The sequence below is a fragment of the Blastococcus aurantiacus genome, assembly GCF_900102425.1.
GTDB lineage: Bacteria > Actinomycetota > Actinomycetes > Mycobacteriales > Geodermatophilaceae > Blastococcus > Blastococcus aurantiacus.
This window is the reverse complement of record NZ_FNBT01000005.1, coordinates 13,994-31,194: the sequence shown is the minus strand read 5'-3', so window position 1 is coordinate 31,194 and position 17,201 is coordinate 13,994. Positions and strand designations below refer to the sequence as shown.

Genomic DNA, 17,201 nt, shown 5'->3' with positions numbered 1-17,201 from the left:
CACGAAGGGCCGCTCCCACCGCGAGGTGGGGGCGGCCCTTCGCCGTTCAGGCCGGCAGGCGGAAGAGACCGTCCTCGGTCTGCTCGACCAGCCCGTCGGTCAGGAGCGAGTCCAGGCAGCGGGACCGCTGCACGGCGTCGTCCCAGGCCGGCTCGAGGGCGGCGGCGTCCACCGGCTCGTGCGCCGCGCGGAGGACGTCGAGCAGCCGCCCGCGCACCTGCCGGTCCGTGCCGGCGAACTTCTGCACCCGCCGGGCCGGCCCGGCGTGCGCCGGGGACCCGGCCAGCCGCCAGGCGCACCGGTCGCGCACCGGGCAGGCGCCGCACCGCGGCGTGCCCGCCACGCACACCAGCGCTCCCAGCTCCATGATCGCGACGGAGAACCGGACCGCCCGGTCGTCGTCCTCCGGGGTCAGCGCCGCGATGTCGGCGAGGTCCGAGGCGCGGGCGTTCCCGCCCTCCGCGCGACCGTGGACGAGCCGGGCGACCACCCGCCGGACGTTGGTGTCGACGACGGGCTGCCGCTGGCCGTAGCCGAAGCACGCCACCGCCCGGGCGGTGTAGGTCCCGATGCCCGGCAGCGCCTCCAGCTCGGGCACGGAGGCGGGAACGACGTCGCCGTGCCGCTCCGCGATCGCGGTGGCCGCGTCCCGGAGCCGCAGCGCGCGGCGGGGGTAGCCGAGTTTGCCCCAGGCGCGGATCACCTCCGCGGGGGTGGCGGCGGCGAGTGACGACGGCGTGGGCCAGCGGGCCAGCCAGTCGCGCCAGACCGGCTCCACGCGGGCCACGGGCGTCTGCTGCAGCATCACCTCGCTGACCAGCACCGCCCAGGCGTCCACACGCGGACGGCGCCAGGGGAGGTCACGGGCGGCGGTCGCGAACCAGTCGACGATCACGTCGCCGGTGCCCGGTCCCGGCGCCTGCGCGGGACTGGTGGGAAGGCTGGTCACGAGGGTCCAGTGTGCCGTCCCGGGGGAGCGGCGTGCCGGGTCGGGCTCCACGGGGGCCGGGGCTAGCGTCGTGCCCGTGCTGCACCCGGTCGGACCGCTGCGGGCCCGCGTCTACTGGCGCCGCCGGCTGGTCGTGCTGGCGGTGCTCCTCGCCGTCCTGGGCGCCGGCGCCTGGGGGACCGTGCTGCTGTTCCGCGGCGGCACGGACAGCGCGGACGGGGCCGTGGCGGAGCGCGCCGGAGCCGCGCCGCGCACACCGGCCCTGGCGCAGGTGGTGCCGTCGCTGAGCGCGGTGCGGACTCCCGTGCCGCCGCCGGCCGCGCAGGAGATGGCGGCAGCCGCGGAGAGCGCCGCGGCGCAGACGCCGGCCCCGGCAGCACCGCCCGAGCCGGCGCCCGGCGGACCGTGCACCGACGACATGCTGGCGATCGAGGTGCGCACGCCCGGCTCCGCCGTCGTGGGCAGCAAGCCGGTGTTCGAGCTGGTGGTGACCAACGCTTCGGCCGTGCCGTGCGTGCGCGACCTGGACAAGGGCCTGCAGGAGCTGATCCTGCTCGACGGCGGCGGCGCCCGGGTGTGGGGCAGCAACGACTGCTTCCCGGAGTCCGGCGCCGACGTGCGCACCCTGGCGCCCGGCGAGGTCGTCGTCTTCCCGGTGACCTGGGGTGGGCTCAGCAGCACGCCGGGGTGCGCCGCCGAGCGGACACCGCCGCCTCGCGGCGACTACGCCGTGCGCGGGCGACTGGACACCAAGAGCTCTCCGGACGCGCCGCTCACCCTCACCTGATCGGCGGAGCCGGCCCGCGCGCGCCCGCACGGCGCCGCCGGCTGCGGTCAGGGTCGCGCCGACATGAGCGCCGAATCGGCGGGCGCGGGCCCGCAGCGGGGACCACTGTGCGCGGCGTCCCCGGCTGGCGACGCCGGGCGCAGGGGTCCTGCTGCTCGCCGCCGTCGCAGGCCTGCTGGCCCCGGTGTTCCTCCGCCGGGCCTGGTCGGTACCGGGCGTGTCGGGCGACCCGGCGGCCGTGCGGGCTCGCCGGTGGTCCGACGTGGCCATCGCCGCCTGGTCCGCGGCCGTGCTCCTCGGGTTCGTGCTCGGGCGGCTGCTCGGCGTGGGCGGCACCTGGCTGGACGTGGTGCGCGGCGTCCTCGGCGCGCCGGCGGATCAGCTGTAGCGGTCGAGGATCGAGGTCTCGGCGAGGCGGCTGAGCCCCTCGCGGATGCCGCGGGCGCGGGCCTCGCCCACGCCCTCGACGGCCAGCAGGTCCTCGATGGTGGCCGCCAGCAACTTTTGCAGGCCGCCGAAGTGGTCGACCAGCCGGTCGATGATCCCGGACGGCAGCCGGGGGACCCGGTTGAGCAGCCGGTACCCGCGCGGGCTGACCGGGGAGTCGAGCGCGTCGGGCGACGTGGGCAGCCCGTAGCAGCGGGCCACCGCCGACAGGTCGAGCAGCTCGGTCGCGGTCAGCGCGCGCAGGTCGGTGAGCACCTGGTCGATGGTGCGCACCCGCCGGCCGCCGTCGGGCAGGTAGTCGCGGACGAGCAGGCCGCGGTCCTCCTCGACACCGGCCAGCATCTCGTCCAGCTGCAGGGCGAGCAGGCGGCCGTCGGTGCCGAGCTCGACGACGAAGCCCTCGATCTCGTCGGCGATGCGGCGGACCATCTCCAGGCGCTGGCTGACGCTCATCGCGTCGCGCACCGTGACCAGGTCCTCGATCTCCAGCGCCGAGAGCGTGCTGGCCACCTCGTCCAGCCGCAGCTTGTAGCGCTCCAGCGCCGCGAGCGCTTGGTTGGCGCGGGCCAGGATCGTGGTCGGGTGCTCGAGGGTGTAGCGGCGACCGGCCACGTAGACGCTGATGATGTGCATCGACTGGCTGACCGAAATCACCGGGAAGCCGGTCTGGATGGCGACCCGCTCGGCGGTGCGGTGCCGGGTGCCCGACTCCTCGGTGGGGACGGTCGGGTCGGGCATCAGGTGCACGCCGGCGCGCACGATCCGGGTGCCGTCGTAGGAGACGATGACCGCGCCGTCCATCTTGGCCAGCTCGCGGAGGCGGGTGGCCGACAGGGCGACGTCCAGCGCGAACCCGCCGGTGCACAGCCCCTCGACCACGCGGTCGTAGCCGAGGACGATCAGCGCCCCGGTGCGCCCGGCCAGGATCCGCTCCAGACCGTCGCGCAGCGCGGTACCCGGAGCGATCCGGCCGAGGAGTTCGCGCAAGGCGACCTCGGGGTCCTCAACGGCGGGCACGAGCGCTCCTGACGGTCGAGTGGTACGGATGCCGAGTCTACGTGTCCGCTCCCCGGGGCACCGTGGTCCGGCTGTCGGCCAGCATGGCAGATGCGGAACCAGACGGGATCAGAAGAGTCGCTGGAAGGCCGAGCCGAGGTCGGGCACCTCCACCAGGCGCATCCCGGGCGGCGGCGGGCCGGCGTCCTCGGGCACGAGCGCGACCTTGTAGCCCTGCCGTGCGGCCTCCGCCAGCCGCCGGCCGGTGCCGCCCACCCGGCGGATTTCGCCGGACAGCCCGACCTCGCCCAGGGCGATCATCCCGGCCGGGAGCGCGCGGTCGTGCGCGGCCGAGGCAATGGCCAGCGCCAGGGCGAGGTCCGCCGCGGGCTCGGCGATGCGGACGCCTCCGACCGAGGCCGCGAACACGTCGGCGTCGGCGAGCTTCACCCCGCCGCGCCGCTCGACGACGGCGTTGACCATCGCCACCCGCTGGCCGTCGAGACCGCTCACCGCCCGGCGCGGGGAGCCGCCTCCGGACGAGCTCGCGACCAGCGCCTGAACCTCCGCCAGCAGGGCGCGGCTGCCCTCCATCGTGACCGTGACGCAGCTGCCCGGCACCGGGGCGGCGCGGCGGGACACGAACAGCGCCGAGGGGTCGGGGACGCCGACGACGCCGTTGTCGCCGATCTCGAAGCAGCCGATCTCGTCGGCGGGGCCGAAGCGGTTCTTCGTGGCGCGGACCAGCCGGAGGGTGGAGTGGCGCTCGCCGTCGAAGGAGATGACCACGTCGACGAGGTGCTCGAGGGTGCGGGGCCCTGCGATGGCGCCGTCCTTGGTGACGTGACCGACCAGGATCGTGGTCATGCCACGGCTCTTGGCCACGGCGGTCAGCGCGCTGGCCACCGCTCGCACCTGCGTCGCGCCGCCGTCCGTGCCGTCGCCCGGGGAGCGCACCGTCTGGACGCTGTCGAGGACCAGCAGCGTGGGGTTCACCTGCTCGACGTGGGACAGCACGGCCGACAGCTCCGTCTCGGCGGCGAGGTAGAGCCGCTCGTGCAGCGCGCCGATGCGTTCGGCCCGCAGCCGGACCTGACCGGCCGACTCCTCGCCGGAGACCACCAGCGCCGGCCCGTTGTTCGCCGCCACGCGGTGCGCCACCTCGAGCAGCAGGGTGGACTTCCCCACGCCCGGCTCGCCGGCCACCAGCAGCACGGCACCGGGCACCAGCCCGCCGCCGAGCACCCGGTCGAACTCACCGATGCCGGTGGGCACCGCGCGGGCGCCGGCCAGCTCCACCTCGGCGATCGGGCGGGCAGGGGCGGTGACGGGACCTGCAGAGACGGCGCGCAGACCGGGGCCGGTCGAGCCGATCTCGGCGATGGTGCCCCAGGCCTGGCACTCGGGGCAGCGCCCGACCCACTTGGCCGAGGCGTAGCCGCACTCGGTGCAGCGGTGGGCGGGACGGGCGGACTTCACTCCAGCGGGCGGCACGCCGCGACGCTAACCCCGGCCACCGACAAGTTCCGGGACGTGCGGCGACGGCCGCCCTTCAGCGACCCGCGCCGAGCGTGCGAGGCGTGCGGGGAGGGGTGGTCCTTCCTCAGTCCTCGTCGCCGACCTCGGACTCCCGCTCGCGCGCGATGTCCTCCGAGCCCTCTCCGCCCTCTTCCTCCGAGTGGTGGAAGTCGAAGCCCTCGCCGCGCTCCTCCTCGCGGGACGGCGTGGACACCGTGGCGGAGATCTCGACCTCGCCGGCGTTCTCGAAAGTGAGCACGAGGGGGATGTGCTGCCCGACGGTGAGGCCGTCGTCCAGGCCGGTCAGGGTCACCGAGAGGTCGCCGGAGCCGACGAAGACGGTGGTGTCCGGGGCGATCTCGATCTCGTCGGCGGTCGCCACCGGGGTGCTGCCGGCGGGGGCGCCGGCGGTGTTGACCTCGGCCGAGGAGCCGGTGATCTCGGCGGAGGAGAAGCCCTCGCCCTCGACGGAGACGAGGGTGTCCGCCTCCTCGCCGGTGTTCACGATGGCCATGGTGAGCTCGGCGTCGTCGCCCGCGTCGTAGCTCCCGCCGCGCGGGTAGGCGAGCTCGACCTGGCGCAGGGTGATGTCGCCCACCTGGGCCATGGCCCCGACCTTGTCCCGCTCCTGCGTGGCGGTCTGCGTCACCTGGCCGGCGCTGCACGCGGAGAGGGCGACGGGGGAGAACAGAGCAACGCCCACGATGGCGGCGCGCAGAGCGCGGGTCACGGCCGTCGACCTCCACACAGGTTCGGGGTAGCGGTTCCGGGGGATCGGGACCGAGTCGCGTCCAGGGTATCGGTCACCCCACGATGTTCGCCGGGAGGTGAGGTCGGTGGCGTCGAGCGCGGCCGGGGCGGGTCCACGACCCGACCCCGCACTCGCGGAGTTCCCGGACCGCGCGCCGGGAACGCGCCGGTGGTGCTTCGCCGACCAGTTGGGCCCGCACTTCCTCGACCGGCCCGACCAGCCGGTGCTGCTGATCGAGTCCAGAGCCGTCTTCGCCCGCCGTCGCTTCCACCGCCAGAAGGCGCACCTGGTCCTCTCCGCCCTCCGGCACCGCGCCGCCGAGCTGGGCGAGCAGGCCGAGTTCCACCAGGTCGGCACCTACGCCGAGGCGCTCGACCTGGTCCGCGAGCCGCTGAGCGTCTGCGCGCCGACGTCCTGGGGCAGCCGCGACCTGGTCCTGCGCCGTCCGGGTGTCGAGGTGCTGGCCGCGCGCGGCTTCGTGACCACCCAGGAGGAGTTCGCCTCGTGGGCCGACGGCAGGGGGAGGCGCCGCCTGCTCATGGAGGACTTCTACCGGGACTCCCGTCGGCGGCACGACGTCCTCATGAACGGCGCCGAACCGGTGGGCGGGCGGTGGAACCTGGACGAGGAGAACCGGGAGCCCGCACCTGTCGACGGCCGGATCGGCGTGCCCGAGCCGTGGTGGCCCGAGGAGGACGAGACCGACGCCGGGGTGCGCGCGGACCTCGACCGGTGGGAGGCCGAGGGACTGGTCTCCTTCGTCGGCGACGACGGTCCGCGGCTGTTCCCGGCGACCCGGGCGGAGGCGTTGCACCGGCTGGAGGACTTTCTCGAGCACCGCCTCGGCGCCTTCGGCCCGCACGAGGACGCGATGCTGGCCGGCGACCGCTGGCTGGCCCACTCGCTGCTCTCGCCGGCGCTCAACCTCGGTCTGCTCGATCCGCTCGAGGTGGTCGTCGCGACGGAGCAGAGCGCCCGGGACCGCGCGGCGGCCGGAGACCTGCTGCCGCTCAACAGCGTCGAGGGCTTCGTCCGGCAGGTGATGGGCTGGCGCGACTACATCTGGCACATGTACTGGCACCTGGGCCGGGACTTCCGCAGGCGCAACCACCTCGCTGCGCACGCCGAGGTGCCCGGGTGGCTGACCGACCTCGACGCCGGCGCGGTGGACGCCGCCTGCCTGTCCGACGTCCTCGGTGACCTCCGCCGCGACGGCTGGGTGCACCACATCCCGCGGCTGATGGTGCTGGGGAACTACGCGCTGCAGCGCGGCATCGACCCCTCGGCGATGACCGACTGGTTCCACGAGAGCTTCGTCGACGGCTACGAGTGGGTCATGGTCGCCAACGTCGTCGGCATGAGCCAGCACGCCGACGGCGGGGTGCTGGCCACCAAGCCCTACGCCTCGGGCGGCGCCTACATCGACCGGATGAGCGACTACTGCGGCGGCTGCCGGTACGACCCGCGCAAGCGGCTCGGGGACGACGCCTGCCCCTACACCGCGGGGTACTGGAGCTTCCTCGACCGCACCCGTGAGCGGCTGGCCGCCAACCACCGCATGCGCCGGCCGCTCCAGGGGCTCGACCGGCTGAAGGACCTGCCCGCGGTGGTCGAGCAGGAGCAGTTGCGCGGCACCGACCCGCCCTGACCGCGTGACGTCCTCTTTCAGGTGAGGCCGGCGCCGCCCGTGAGCAGCAGGACGACGTCGAGCACGGTCAGCAGCATCACGGCGGGGAAGGCCAGCCGGCGGGCGCGGGAGGTGCCGGCCAGCGCGGCGACGACGGCGGCGGGGACCGCGACGACGAGCCCGGCCCACCCCGCGGGGGTCGGCGGCCCGTCCGGGCCGAGGACCAGCACGAGGGAGGCGCCCAGCAGGAGCACCGCGCAGGTGATGGCCGAGGGGACCGGGCCGAGGCGGTGCGGCAGACCGCGGACCCCCGTCGCCAGGTCGTCCTCGATGTCCGGCGCGACGTTGGCCAGGTGGGCCGCCGCGCCCAGGGCGCCCCCGGCGGCGACCAGCCACCACGGTGCCGCGGGCGTGCCCGGTGCCGCGGCGACCACGCCGGCCGGCAGCGCCCCGAAACCGGTCACGTAGGGCAATCCGGAGGCCGCGGTGCGCTTCAGGCCGCCGTTGTAGGCCCATCCGCTGGCCACCAGGACCAGTAGCAGCAGCCCGGGCACCACCCCGAGGAGCAGCGAGAGGACGACGGCGGCGACGAGGCTCGAGAGCGCCGCGGTGCGCAGCAGCCGGGGCTCGACCGCACCCTGCACCACGGGCTTGTCCGCCCGCGCGACGGCGCGGTCCCGATCGGCGTCCAGCCAGTCGTTGCTCCACCCGATGGACAGCTGACCTGCGAATACAGCCGCGCAGACGAGTGCGGTGCGGCCGGGGCCGGTGCCCGCCGCGACCGCCAGCAGCGTCCCGACGAGGGTCACCGCGACCGCCGGGCCGGGGTGCGTGGCGCGCGCCAGGGCCGGCCCGAGACCCGCCCGCGGGCCCCGTGCACGCACATCAGCCATGCCTGTGTCAACCCCTCGCCGGAGGACGGACCTGCCTTCTGACCTGCGCCTTTGCGACACCGGCCGGGTCCGGTGGGTCAGTCTGCCGTGGTAGTCTGGGAACAGCGAAAGGGGTCACATTCACATGGGCTTCACTGTCGGCGAGACCGTCGTCTATCCGCATCACGGTGCCGCACTGATCGAGGCGATCGAGCAGCGCACCATCAAGGGCGTCGAGAAGGCATACCTCGTGCTCAAGGTCGCCCAGGGCGACCTCACCGTCCGCGTCCCCGCGGACAACGCAGAGATCGTCGGTGTTCGCGACGTCGTGGGCCAGGAAGGCCTCAACAAGGTGTTCGAGGTGCTCCGCGCCCCGCACACCGAGGAGCCGACCAACTGGTCGCGCCGCTACAAGGCCAACCTCGAGAAGCTGGCCTCGGGTGACGTGAACAAGGTGGCCGAGGTCGTCCGCGACCTCTGGCGCCGGGACAAGGACCGTGGCCTGTCGGCGGGGGAGAAGCGCATGCTCTCCAAGGCCCGGCAGATCCTCGTCAGCGAGCTCGCGCTCGCCGAGGGCACCAACGAGGACAAGGCCGAGATCCTGCTCGACGAGGTCCTCGCCAGCTGAACAGGGCCGCCCTGAGCGCTCGAGACATCCGGACCACTCCCGTGCACGCTGCAGCGATCGTCGCAGCGGCCGGGAGTGGTTCGCGTCTGGGGGCCGATCTGCCGAAGGCGCTGGTGCCCCTCGCGGGCCGCCCGCTGGTGTGCCGGGCGGTCGACGCCCTGCTCGACGGCGGCGTCGCCGAGGTGGTGGTCGTGGTGCCGCCTGCGCAGCGAGCCGAGTTCGAGGCCGCGCTGCCCGCCGGGGTCGTCGTCGTGGACGGCGGCGCCACCCGCACCGCCTCCGTGCGCGCGGGCCTGGCCGCGGTGGGCCCGGCGGCCACCGCGGTGCTGGTGCACGACGCCGCGCGCCCGCTGACCCCGCCCGCGGTCATCGCGCGGGTGCTGGACGCGCTCGCCGCCGGCGCTCCCGCGGTGGTCCCGGTCCTTCCCGTCGTCGACACCACGGTGCTGGTCGACGCCGACGGCCTGGTCACCGACACCGTGCCGCGCGCCCCGCTGCGCAGGGTCCAGACCCCGCAGGGCTTCGACCGCGCGACGCTCGAGGCGGCCTACGCCGGGCTCGAGGCCGACGCCGAGCTCACCGACGACGCCGCGGTCGTGCGCAGGGCGGGCGTGCCGGTGGCCACCGTGGCCGGCGACGACCTGTGCGCGAAGGTCACCGTCGCCCACGACCTCACCCTGGCCGAGCTCGTCCTGCGTGCCGGTGACGCCCGGGAGCCCGTGTGGTGAGCGCCCTGCCCCGCGTCGGCACCGGCACCGACGTCCACCCCGTCCAGGCCGGCCGCACCTGCTGGCTCGCCGGACTCGAGTGGCCGGGGGTCGACGGCTGCGCCGGGCACTCCGACGGCGACGTCGTCGCGCACGCGCTGACCGACGCCGTCCTCTCCGCGGCCGGGCTGGGTGACATCGGCGGGCTGCTCGGCACGGACGACCCGCGCTGGGCCGGCGCCCGGGGCGCCGACGTCCTCGCACACGTCCGCGACGTGCTGGCCGCCGCAGGCTGGCAGGTCGGCAACGCGTCGGTGCAGCTGATCGGCAACAGCCCCAAGGTCGGACCGCGCCGGGCCGAGGCCGAGGCGGTGCTGTCGGCCGCGCTGGGCGCCCCGGTGAGCGTCACCGCCACCACCACCGACGGGCTGGGCCTGACCGGCCGCGGGGAGGGCCGGGCCGCGATCGCCACCGCGCTGGTGGTCCGGACGGGGGAGACGGGCTCTCCGCAGGCGGAAGCGGCTCCTCGCACTCCGTAGACTCCCAGCAGTGAGCCTCCGCCTGTACGACACGGCCGCCCGTGCGGTCCGCGACTTCACGCCCCTGCGTGCCGGTGAGGCGTCCGTCTACGTCTGCGGTCTCACCGTGCAGGGCCGCCCGCACATCGGCCACATCCGCGCCGCGCTCGCCTTCGACGTGCTGCGACGGTGGCTGATGCAGGGCGGGCTCGACGTCACCTACGTCCGGAACGTCACCGACATCGACGACAAGATCCTCGCCAAGTCGGCCGAGCACGGCGTCCCGTGGTGGGCCTGGGCGTACGACAACGAGCTCGCCGCCACCCGGGCACTGGCCGTCCTGGGCGTCCTGCCCCCCACGTACGAGCCGCGGGCCACCGGGCACATCCCCGAGATGATCGTGCTGATGCAGCGGCTGATCGACGCCGGGCACGCCTACGCCGTGGACGGCGACGTCTACTTCGACGTCCGTTCCTTCCCCGAGTACGGGGCGCTCACCGGCCAGCGGCTCGACGACCTGCAGTCCGCGGGCGACACCGACACCGACGACCGCAAGCGCGACCCCCGCGACTTCGCGCTGTGGAAGGGGCACAAGCAGGGCGAGCCCGAGACCGCGTCGTGGGACACGCCCTGGGGTCGCGGCCGCCCGGGCTGGCACCTCGAGTGCTCCGCGATGGTCGGCAAGTACCTGGGGTCCGAGTTCGACATCCACGGCGGCGGTCTGGACCTGCGCTTCCCGCACCACGAGAACGAGCTGGCCCAGTCCTGCGCTGCCGGCGACGGCTTCGCCCGCTACTGGATGCACAACGGCTGGGTCACCCTCGGCGGCGAGAAGATGAGCAAGTCGCTGGGCAACACCGCGCTGGTCGACGAGGTCGTGCAGCGCGTCCGCCCGGTCGAGCTGCGCTACTACCTCGTGGCCCCCCACTACCGGTCGATGATCGAGTTCACCGACGCCGCGCTCGACGAGGCGGCCGCCGGGTACCGGCGGATCGAGTCGTTCGTGAAGCGCGCAGCCGATCGGGTGGGTCCCGACGCGGGTGCCGCCGTGCTCTGTGCGGACTTCACCAACGCACTGGACGACGACCTCGGCACGCCCGCCGCCGTTGCCGCGATCCACGAGATGGTGCGCGAAGGCAACACCGCCCTGGCGGACGGGAACGACCGCGCCGTCGCAGGCACGCTCGGCTCGGTCCGCGCCATGCTCGGCGTCCTCGGGCTGGACCCGCTCGACCCGCAGTGGGCCTCCGGCTCCGACGAACGGCTCGCGCAGGCGACCGACGGACTGGTGGCGCTCGCGCTCGAGCAGCGCCAGGCCGCCCGGGCGCGCAAGGACTTCGCCGCCGCCGACGCGATCCGCGACCAGCTCACCACCCTCGGCGTCTCCGTCGAGGACACCCCGCACGGACCCCGATGGGAGCTGACCCGCTGATGGCCGGCAACAGCCAGCGCCGCGGCCGCACGACCGGCGCAGGCAAGAAGACGGCCTCGGCCGGCACCGGCGGCAAGAACCGCCGGTCGCTGGCCGGCCGCGGGGCGACCCCGCCCGCCGCCGAGCGCTACGGCCACCCCGCCCAGCGCAAGGCGCAGGCCGCGGAGCGGCAGCGCGCCGAGCGGACCCGCGCCCGCCAGCGCGCCGAGGAGGCACCCGAGCTCCTGCTCGGCCGCAACCCGGTGGTGGAGGCGCTGCGCGCGCGGATCCCCGCGACGGCGCTGTACGTCGTCACCGGCGACACCGCCCGGGCCACCGACGAGCGGATCACCGAGGCGCTGGGCCTGGCCGCCGACCGAGGGCTGCCGCTGCTCGAGGTGGGCAAGGCCGAGTTCGACCGGATGTCCCAGGGGGCCCTGCACCAAGGCATCGGCCTGCAGGTGCCGCCCTACGACTACGCGCACCCGGACGACCTGATCGACCTGGCCCGCAACTCCGGGCGCCCGCCGCTGCTGGTCGCGCTCGACGGCGTGACCGATCCGCGCAACCTCGGTGCCGTGGTGCGCTCCGCGGCCGCCTTCGACGCCCACGGCGTCGTCGTCCCCCAGCGCCGCGCCGTCGGCATGACGGCATCGGCCTGGCGCACCAGCGCCGGAGCAGCGGCCCGGATCCCGGTGGCCCGCGCGGTCAACCTGGCCCGCACGCTGGGGTCCTACCAGGACGCCGGGCTGCAGACCGTGGGCCTGGCCGGCGACGGCGACGTCGACCTGCACGAGTACGACGGCTTCGCCGACCCGGTGGCGCTGGTCGTGGGCGCCGAGGGCACCGGCCTGTCGCGGCTGGTCCGGGAGAAGTGCGACATCGTGGTGCGCATCCCCATCGACCGCGACACCGAGTCCCTCAACGTCAGCGTCGCCGCCGGCATCGCCCTCTACGCCGCGGCGGCCGCACGCCGCTGAGCGGGGCATTGCCCTCGGGGCGTAAGGAGGAGCACACTCCCGGCCACCGCCCCGAGGAGGACCTCGTGCAGATCAGCCAACTGCTCCGCCACAAGGATCCCGAGGTGGCCACCGTGGACGGGTCGGCCAGCGTCCGGTCCGCCCTCGCGCTGCTGGCGGCGAAGGGCATCGGTGCGCTGGTCGTCTCCTCCGACGGCCGCCGGGTCGACGGCATCGTCTCCGAGCGGGACGTCGCCCGCGGCCTGCACGCGCGCGGCGCCGACCTGCTCGCCGCCCCCGTGTCCAGCGTGATGACCGCGGACGTGCACGTCTGCCCGCCGGACGCCAACGTGGAGGCCCTCGCGCGGACGATGACCGACCACCGCGTGCGGCACGTCCCCGTCGTCGCCGACGGCGCGCTGGTCGGCATCGTCTCGATCGGCGACGTCGTCAAGGCGCGGCTCGACGAGCTGGAGGAGGAGCGCCGCCAGCTCGTCGACTACATCCAGACGCCTTGAGGGCCGCCGCGTTCAGCCGATCAGCTGGGCCACGGTGTAGATGACCAGGCCCGCCAGCCCGCCGACGACGGTGCCGTTGACGCGGATCCACTGGAGGTCGCGGCCGACCTGCAGCTCGATCCGGCGGCTGGTCTCGTCGGTGTCCCACCGGGCGACCGTGCTGCTCACCAGGTCGGCGAGGTCGCCGGAGAACCGTTCCACCAGGTAACCGGCGATCGTGCGCGAGTGCCGCTGCACCAGCTCGCGCACGGTCGGGTCGGACTCCAGGAGCCGGGCACCGTGCAGGACCAGCTCGGTGACCCGGGCGCGCAGCTCCGATCCGGGGTCGGCGGCGGCGGTGAGGACGGCGGTCTTCGCGTTCGACCACAGCGACCCCGACCAGGTGCGCACCGCGGGGTGCTCGAGCAGCTCCTTCTTGAGGGCCTCGACACGGGTCGCCGTCCCCGGGTCGGTGCGCAGCGCCTCGACGTAGGCCCGCAGGCGGACGTCGTAGGACCGGCGCAGCTCGTGCCGGGGGTCGGCACCCACCTCGTCGAAGAACCGCTGGATGCCGGCGAACGCGCGGTCGAACACCCGGTCGTCGACCCAGTCGGGCACCCAGGCGGGGGAGGCGTCGCCGAGCTGGGCGCGGAAGACCAGCCGGTTCTCCTCGAGGAACCGGGACAGCAGCCGCATCGCCGCCGAGAGCACCTCCTGGTGCCGGTCGCCGTCGACGACGAGCTCCAGGACCCGGGCCAGGGCCGGTGCGGCGGGGGTGTCGTGCAGCTTGCGCTGCACCAGCGCGGCGACGGCGGGCTCGAGGTCCTCGTCGCGGAGCAGCTCGGTGACCGCGCTCAGGGCCGCGGCGGCGTCCCCGGAGAGGCGCTCGGCCCGGCCCGGTGAGGCCAGGAAGGCGCCGAGCCGGCCGGGGACGTCGATGGTGCCGAGCTTCTCCTCGACCACCGCGCGGGTCAGGAAGTTCTCCTGGACGAAGGTGCCCAGGCTCTCGCCGATCTGGTCCTTCTTGCGCGGGATGATCGCGGTGTGCGGGATCGGCAGCCCCAGGGGGTGCCGGAAGAGGGCGGTGACGGCGAACCAGTCGGCCAGGGCGCCCACCATGGACGCCTCCGCGGTGGCCCGGACGTACCCGACCCAGGCGCCGCGCTCGGGCCCGAGCAGCACGCAGACGACGAAGACGGCCGCCGCGAGCAGGAAGAGCCCGGTGGCCAGCCGCTTCATCCGGGCCAGGTCGCGGGCCCGCTGCGGGTCGTCGAGCGAGCCGACCAGCGGGAGGGACGGTCGAGGTTCCGGCACGTCGCCGAGCCTAGGGACCCTCGCCCGCCCTTCCCGCCTGGGCGTCAGCCGGTGGAACCGAGGGTGACCTCGACCGTGCGCTCGTCGCCGCCCCGCCGGACGGTGAGCTCGATCGTCGCGCCCGGGGCCTCGCTGCGCACCGCGGCGGTCAGCTCGGTGGAGGTGGTGATCGGTCGGTCGCCCACCGCGACGACGACGTCGTCCACCGCGAGGCCGGCGTCCTCGGCGGCGCTGTCGGGCTCCACCGAGACGACCTCCGCGCCCGTGCCGACCTCGGTGTTCTGGCCCTGGGCGGCGGTGCGGGAGCTGACGCCCAGGAAGGCGCGGCTCGCCTTGCCCGTCTCCCGGATCTCGTCGCCGATCCGCTTGGCGGTGTTGCTCGGGATCGCGAAGCCGACGCCGATGTTGCCGCTCTGCGCCTCGCCGCCGAAGCTGCCCGACGCGACCGTCGCGATCGCGGTGTTGATGCCGATCACCTCGCCGGCGCCGTTGACCAGGGCGCCGCCGGAGTTGCCCGGGTTGATCGCCGCGTCGGTCTGGATGGCGTCGATGACGGTCGCCTCGTCCTGCGAGGAACCGGTCTGCACGGCCCGCCCGGTGGCGCTGATGATGCCGTCGGTGACGGTGTTGGACAGGCCCAGTGGAGCACCGATGGCGACCGCGACGTCGCCGACCTGGACGTCGTCGGAGTCGGCGAAGGTGGCCGGGGTGAGGTTCGAGGCGTCCGCGAGCTTGACCACGGCGATGTCGGCGGACGGGTCGGTGCCCACCACCTCGGCGTCGTACAGCGTGCCGTCGGCCGTGCGGACCTGGACCGTCCCGGCGTTGCCGTCCTCGCCGGCGACCACGTGGTTGTTGGTGAGCACGTAGCCGTCCTCGGTGAGGACGACGCCGGAGCCGCTGCCCGCGCTGGACCGGCTGGTCACGTAGACGGTGACCACGCTCGGCGCGGCCTTGGCGGCGGCCGCGGTGGCCGTCGTCGCCGACTCGGGGTTCTCGATGACCACGCTCTGCGCGGCGACCGGCGAGGAGCCCGACCGGCCGCCGTCGTCGTCCAGGGTGGCGACGCCCGCGCCGGCGGCACCGCCGATGAGCGCGCCGGCGACGAGCCCGGCCAGCCCCGTCCTGAGCCGGCCGCTGCGGCGGGCCGGCGCGGCGAACGCGCCCGGATCGGCCGGCGCGGCGCCGGGCGGCAGCCCGCCGGAGGGGTTCGGGACGGGGGTGGTCGGCATGCGTGGCGGGCCCCAGTAGGGCTGCCCGGGAGGCGGGGATCCGGGCGGGGGCGGCGCGTAGGGGGACCGGCCGTAGGGCTGTCCGTACGGCGTCCCGCTGTAGGGCTGCTGCCCGGCCGGAGGCCCGTAGGGCTGGTTGGTGCTCGGCTGCCCGTAGGACGGCTGCGGAGCGGTCGGCGTGCGGTCGGGGCCTCCCGGCTGCTGGCCGGAGCCCTCCGCGGGCCCGACCGGTCCGGTGTGACCCGGCGATCCGGTTTCGCTCACTGGTCCTCTCCTCCCTCCGCGCGGCCATCCGGCCGGCGCGACGGTCCCACTGTCCTGCCGCGCACTGGCGCCCGGCTGGAGGATCTCTGTGAGATGTCTGGACGGCTCAACGCGGGACGTCCTCCAGCAATGCCCCGCGCCCGACGAGTTCAGTGACGGCCCAGACCGCCAGCATCTCGGTGGCCAGGAGCCCCAGGAGCACCAGCAGCTGGGCGGCGCCGGCCTCGAGCGGGGTCCCGCCGCCCAGGAGCACGCCGACGAAGGCGCCGGGCAGGGTCACCAGACCGACGGTGCGCGTCTGGTCCAGGGGCGGGATCAGGGCGGAGGTCGCCGCGGGCCGGAGCACGAACAGGACGGCGTCGCGGGGGAGCAGCCCGAGGGCCAGCGCGGCCTCCACCTCGCCGCGCCGGGAGTCCAGCTCCTCGTGCAGCCGCCGTCCGGCCAGCGAGGTCGCCGTCATGGCGCCCCCGATGAGGATGCCGGCGATCGGGATGACCGCCTCACCCCGGAAGGGGACCGTCCCGCTGGCCAGCACCAGCAGGACGACCGGTGCGGCACCGACGGTGATCGGCAGCGCGGTCGCCAGCAGCCGGTCGCGGGCACCGGGGGCGCGCAGCGTCCGGCCGCTGACCCGTCCGGCCGCGGTGACCGACGCGATGGCGGTCATGAGGAGGACGAAGGCCGCGGAGAGCAGCAGCGACTCGACCACGGCGAGCAGCACCGCGGAGACGACGGCCAGCTGCACCGTGGCCCGGACCGCGGCGACCAGGACCGGGCGCTGCTCGCCGAGACCGGAGAACCGGCCGGCCGCTGCGGCGAGCGCGGTGAGGGCGAGCAGGACGAGGGCCAGCCGGAGATCCGGGTCGACGACGGAGGAGCCCACGGACGTGAATACTGGCGGGTGACGCGGACGGCCAGGCGGCCGGCCGTCGACGTCGCCCGAGCCCAGCAGGAGGACGCCCGTGCCCGGTCTCCCCGGACGGCCCGCACTGGTTCTCGCTGCACCGTTCGCGGCCGTGCTGGCGGTCGTCGGCGGGCTCGGCCTGGACGGCTCGGCGGTCTTCGGCCTGGCGGTCGCCACCGCCCTGGTGGGTGCTGCCTGGGCAGGAGCGGCCTGGGAGGAGTCACGGGTGGGCGAGGTGGCCCTGGTCGCGGGGGCGGGGGCGGCGGCACGGACCGCCGGTGGGCTGCTGGTCGTCTGCGGTGCCGCGCTGCTCGTCGGGACGGCGGCGACCCTGCTCGCCGGTGCGCTGCTCGCCGCGGCCGCCGTGGTGCTCCGCCGGTCCGACCCGAGCCGCGCCGCACGGGCCGGAGCGCCGCTGCCGGACGAGCCGGAGAGCCCTGTCGTCCTCTCCCCGCTGCACCCCGCGGCTCCGACGTTCCGCATCGGAGGGGCCGTCAGCGCGAGGACGGTCCTCCCGCCGGTCCGCATCCTCAGCAGCCGGTCGCTCGGCGAGGAGTGGCTGCGCACGACGGCACTCCTGGACGCCGCACCGGAGCCGCTCACCCGTGAGGCGGTCGCAGCGCGCAGGGCGTCGGTCCTCGACGAGCTGGAGCGGCGCGATCCGGAGGGGTTCGCGCGCTGGTTGGCGCACGGGACGGATCGAGGCAGCAACCCGGCGGAGTTCCTGCGCGAGGAGCCCCGGTCCGGCGGCGGCGCCGGCTGACCGACGGCGCGTCCGGCGGGGCGCGCCGGTCCAAGCGCGACACACCGGGGACGCGTG

Annotated in this window: 18 protein-coding genes; 10 read left to right on the top strand and 8 right to left on the bottom strand. The window is 75.2% G+C overall.

The window, feature by feature from the left end; translation table 11 throughout:
* Positions 1 to 46 precede the first annotated feature (46 nt).
* Positions 47 to 949, bottom strand: coding sequence for an HhH-GPD family protein (locus tag BLS70_RS11065; protein WP_091768391.1), 903 nt, complete (start codon positions 947 to 949; stop codon positions 47 to 49).
* 76 nt (positions 950 to 1,025) lie between these two features.
* Here BLS70_RS11065 and BLS70_RS11060 point away from each other — a divergent pair, with 76 nt between their 5' ends.
* Together BLS70_RS11060 and BLS70_RS21325 are read left to right on the top strand one after the other, a co-directional pair.
* Entirely contained in the window at positions 1,026 to 1,736 is a 711-nt protein-coding gene (locus tag BLS70_RS11060) for a MucR family transcriptional regulator (protein WP_091768388.1), read from the top strand.
* A 262-nt stretch (positions 1,737 to 1,998) separates the two neighbouring features.
* On the top strand, positions 1,999 to 2,124 hold the full coding sequence (locus BLS70_RS21325; protein WP_255362399.1) for a hypothetical protein: 126 nt from the start codon (positions 1,999 to 2,001) through the stop codon (positions 2,122 to 2,124).
* Here BLS70_RS21325 and disA read toward each other — a convergent pair.
* The 3 genes from disA to BLS70_RS11040 form a co-directional block, all read right to left on the bottom strand.
* The gene (gene disA, locus BLS70_RS11050; RefSeq protein WP_091767442.1) at positions 2,115 to 3,200 is read right to left on the bottom strand and encodes a DNA integrity scanning diadenylate cyclase DisA; all 1,086 of its coding nucleotides are present in this window, start codon (positions 3,198 to 3,200) and stop codon (positions 2,115 to 2,117) included. The two genes, BLS70_RS21325 and disA, sit on opposite strands and share 10 nt — an antisense overlap.
* 108 nt (positions 3,201 to 3,308) lie before the next feature.
* Positions 3,309 to 4,673 carry a DNA repair protein RadA gene (gene radA / locus BLS70_RS11045; protein WP_091767439.1) on the bottom strand — a complete coding sequence of 455 codons (1,365 nt, stop codon included), beginning with the start codon at positions 4,671 to 4,673 and terminating at the stop codon, positions 3,309 to 3,311.
* A gap of 109 nt (positions 4,674 to 4,782) precedes the next feature.
* Complete coding sequence (locus tag BLS70_RS11040) at positions 4,783 to 5,427, bottom strand: copper chaperone PCu(A)C (protein WP_091767436.1); 645 nt, start codon at positions 5,425 to 5,427, stop codon at positions 4,783 to 4,785.
* A gap of 106 nt (positions 5,428 to 5,533) precedes the next feature.
* Between BLS70_RS11040 and BLS70_RS11035 the strand changes: the two genes are divergently transcribed.
* A complete protein-coding gene (locus tag BLS70_RS11035; protein ID WP_176946367.1) occupies positions 5,534 to 7,096 on the top strand; it encodes a cryptochrome/photolyase family protein in 1,563 nt (520 codons plus the stop codon).
* Positions 7,097 to 7,113: 17 nt separating this feature from the next.
* On the opposite strand, the gene BLS70_RS11030 is transcribed toward BLS70_RS11035, so the two are convergent.
* Positions 7,114 to 7,968, bottom strand: coding sequence for a UbiA family prenyltransferase (locus BLS70_RS11030; protein ID WP_091767431.1), 855 nt, complete (start codon positions 7,966 to 7,968; stop codon positions 7,114 to 7,116).
* Between the two features lie 124 nt (positions 7,969 to 8,092).
* On the opposite strand from BLS70_RS11030, the gene BLS70_RS11025 reads away from it, so the two are divergent.
* The 6 genes from BLS70_RS11025 to BLS70_RS11000 all read left to right on the top strand — a co-directional run bounded on the left by BLS70_RS11025 (position 8,093) and on the right by BLS70_RS11000 (position 12,688).
* The gene (locus BLS70_RS11025) at positions 8,093 to 8,575 is read left to right on the top strand and encodes a CarD family transcriptional regulator (RefSeq protein ID WP_091767428.1); all 483 of its coding nucleotides are present in this window, start codon (positions 8,093 to 8,095) and stop codon (positions 8,573 to 8,575) included.
* A 41-nt stretch (positions 8,576 to 8,616) separates the two neighbouring features.
* Entirely contained in the window at positions 8,617 to 9,303 is a 687-nt protein-coding gene (gene ispD / locus BLS70_RS11020; RefSeq protein WP_091767425.1) for a 2-C-methyl-D-erythritol 4-phosphate cytidylyltransferase, read from the top strand.
* The gene (gene ispF / locus BLS70_RS11015) at positions 9,300 to 9,821 is read left to right on the top strand and encodes a 2-C-methyl-D-erythritol 2,4-cyclodiphosphate synthase (protein ID WP_091768385.1); all 522 of its coding nucleotides are present in this window, start codon (positions 9,300 to 9,302) and stop codon (positions 9,819 to 9,821) included. Before ispD ends, ispF begins: the two co-directional genes overlap by 4 nt.
* A 10-nt stretch (positions 9,822 to 9,831) precedes the next feature.
* On the top strand, positions 9,832 to 11,232 hold the full coding sequence (gene cysS / locus BLS70_RS11010; RefSeq protein ID WP_091767423.1) for a cysteine--tRNA ligase: 1,401 nt from the start codon (positions 9,832 to 9,834) through the stop codon (positions 11,230 to 11,232).
* Positions 11,214 to 12,191, top strand: a complete 978-nt coding sequence (gene rlmB / locus BLS70_RS11005; RefSeq protein WP_255362398.1) for a 23S rRNA (guanosine(2251)-2'-O)-methyltransferase RlmB — start codon at positions 11,214 to 11,216, stop codon at positions 12,189 to 12,191. Before cysS ends, rlmB begins: the two co-directional genes overlap by 19 nt.
* 65 nt (positions 12,192 to 12,256) lie before the next feature.
* Positions 12,257 to 12,688, top strand: coding sequence for a CBS domain-containing protein (locus tag BLS70_RS11000; RefSeq protein ID WP_091767420.1), 432 nt, complete (start codon positions 12,257 to 12,259; stop codon positions 12,686 to 12,688).
* Positions 12,689 to 12,700: 12 nt separating this feature from the next.
* On the opposite strand, the gene BLS70_RS10995 is transcribed toward BLS70_RS11000, so the two are convergent.
* The 3 genes from BLS70_RS10995 to BLS70_RS21065 all read right to left on the bottom strand — a co-directional run bounded on the left by BLS70_RS10995 (position 12,701) and on the right by BLS70_RS21065 (position 16,360).
* Positions 12,701 to 13,981: a DUF445 domain-containing protein gene (locus BLS70_RS10995; protein ID WP_255362397.1), complete on the bottom strand. Its 1,281-nt coding sequence runs from the start codon at positions 13,979 to 13,981 to the stop codon at positions 12,701 to 12,703.
* A gap of 44 nt (positions 13,982 to 14,025) precedes the next feature.
* Entirely contained in the window at positions 14,026 to 15,477 is a 1,452-nt protein-coding gene (locus BLS70_RS10990) for a S1C family serine protease (RefSeq protein WP_255362396.1), read from the bottom strand.
* 106 nt (positions 15,478 to 15,583) lie between these two features.
* Positions 15,584 to 16,360, bottom strand: a complete 777-nt coding sequence (locus BLS70_RS21065) for an ABC transporter permease (protein ID WP_218122379.1) — start codon at positions 16,358 to 16,360, stop codon at positions 15,584 to 15,586.
* Positions 16,361 to 16,439: 79 nt separating this feature from the next.
* Between BLS70_RS21065 and BLS70_RS21060 the strand changes: the two genes are divergently transcribed.
* A complete protein-coding gene (locus tag BLS70_RS21060) occupies positions 16,440 to 17,144 on the top strand; it encodes a hypothetical protein (protein ID WP_218122378.1) in 705 nt (234 codons plus the stop codon).
* Positions 17,145 to 17,201 lie beyond the last annotated feature (57 nt).

Bases quoted from the DNA above. Each gene is read 5' to 3' on its own strand.
- BLS70_RS11030 (WP_091767431.1), bottom strand. From the start codon at position 7,968: ATGGCTGATGTGCGTGCACGGGGCCCGCGGGCGGGTCTCGGGCCGGCC.
- BLS70_RS11025 (WP_091767428.1), top strand. From the start codon at position 8,093: ATGGGCTTCACTGTCGGCGAGACCGTCGTCTATCCGCATCACGGTGCC.
- rlmB (WP_255362398.1), top strand. From the start codon at position 11,214: ATGGGAGCTGACCCGCTGATGGCCGGCAACAGCCAGCGCCGCGGCCGC.